This is a genomic window from Microbulbifer mangrovi, assembly GCF_002009015.1.
Lineage (GTDB): Bacteria > Pseudomonadota > Gammaproteobacteria > Pseudomonadales > Cellvibrionaceae > Microbulbifer > Microbulbifer mangrovi.
On sequence record NZ_LZDE01000100.1, the window covers coordinates 1 to 1,078 of the forward strand.

Annotated in this window: 2 protein-coding genes; both read left to right on the plus strand. The window is 44.4% G+C overall.

Translation table 11 applies throughout. The features are described 5' to 3' along the window. Positions 1-368 (plus strand): hypothetical protein (locus B4U49_RS00470; protein ID WP_204902952.1); only part of this gene is annotated, 368 nt, incomplete at its 5' end. A gap of 101 nt (positions 369-469) precedes the next feature. Beyond that, on the plus strand, positions 470-1,048 hold the full coding sequence (locus B4U49_RS00475; RefSeq protein ID WP_078082650.1) for an HD domain-containing protein: 579 nt from the start codon (positions 470-472) through the stop codon (positions 1,046-1,048). The last annotated feature ends 30 nt before the right edge of the window (positions 1,049-1,078 follow it).

Genomic DNA, 1,078 nt, shown 5'->3' on the forward strand with positions numbered 1-1,078 from the left:
AGCTGCCCCTGCTGGCGGCGTTATGGCCACAAGGAGTCCATTGCACAATGGAATATGTGACCGAATTGAGGTATGGAAAAACTAGAAAGAAGGTTGAGCCACTTACCCTATCCCTTTCAGATATCAAAGGTAAGGGGAACAATTGGACCTATCGCGTGGTTTGTAGTGGGGCTATTTGTGAAAATCGCACTCTAGAAGGAAACTCTGCTTTTGATTGTATAGTTCTAGGCATGGCATTCCTTCGCCAATCACTACGGACTCTAAAAGAGCGTAACCCTGGTTTAAATTTCTACGAAGAAATTGAAGGGCGCTTGGAGAAAGTTGAAATTGAAGACATATTCTGGGTGCATGATTGTGTTCCAGAGTAGCAAAGCCATAACAAGCCGCGGCAGTCGTGGCCTGCGGCCACTGGGACGGCGTGCTGCGCACACCGCCCCTGCGCCGGGCGTTACATGCTGAAAGAGGTCACATGGAAGATATCGAAAAAATTCTGCAGTTTATTGTTGAAGTAGAGAAATTAAAGGCGGTTACCCGAAAAACTCGTCCAGTTGGCCTAGAGCGCTATGAAAATTCAGGTGAACATAGTTGGCATGTGGCACTTTGTGCGCTCATGCTCAAAGATTATGCAAATGAAGCCATTGATATAAACCGAGTTGTAAAAATGTTGCTCATTCACGATCTCGGGGAAATAGGCAGCGGAGATCGCATTGTGTATCAAGCTTTATCTGATGCTGAAAAAATGGAAGAGAAAGATAGCCTTAAAGATACTCTCAATATCCTACCGCAACATTTAGCATCTGAATTTATTCAGCTTTGGGAAGAGTTTGAAGAGGGCAAAACTCCGGACGCAAAATTTGCCAAGTCAATAGATCGACTTCCTCCGCTACTCCACAATATTTATGATGACGGACACAGCTGGAAGAAAAATAATATTTCTAGAGAGCAGGTGTTTGAAGTCAACTCAAAAAAAATATCTTCAGGTAGTAAAGAATTGTGGAGCATAGTAGAGAAAAGACTCAGCAAAGCTGTTGAAGCCGGTGTTCTGTAGCTGCATGTAACAAGGTGCGGCAGACCGACG

What these genes read in the sequence shown, in the direction of transcription:
- B4U49_RS00475 (WP_078082650.1), top strand. Translation starts at nt 470, where the DNA reads ATGGAAGATATCGAAAAAATTCTGCAGTTTATTGTTGAAGTAGAGAAA.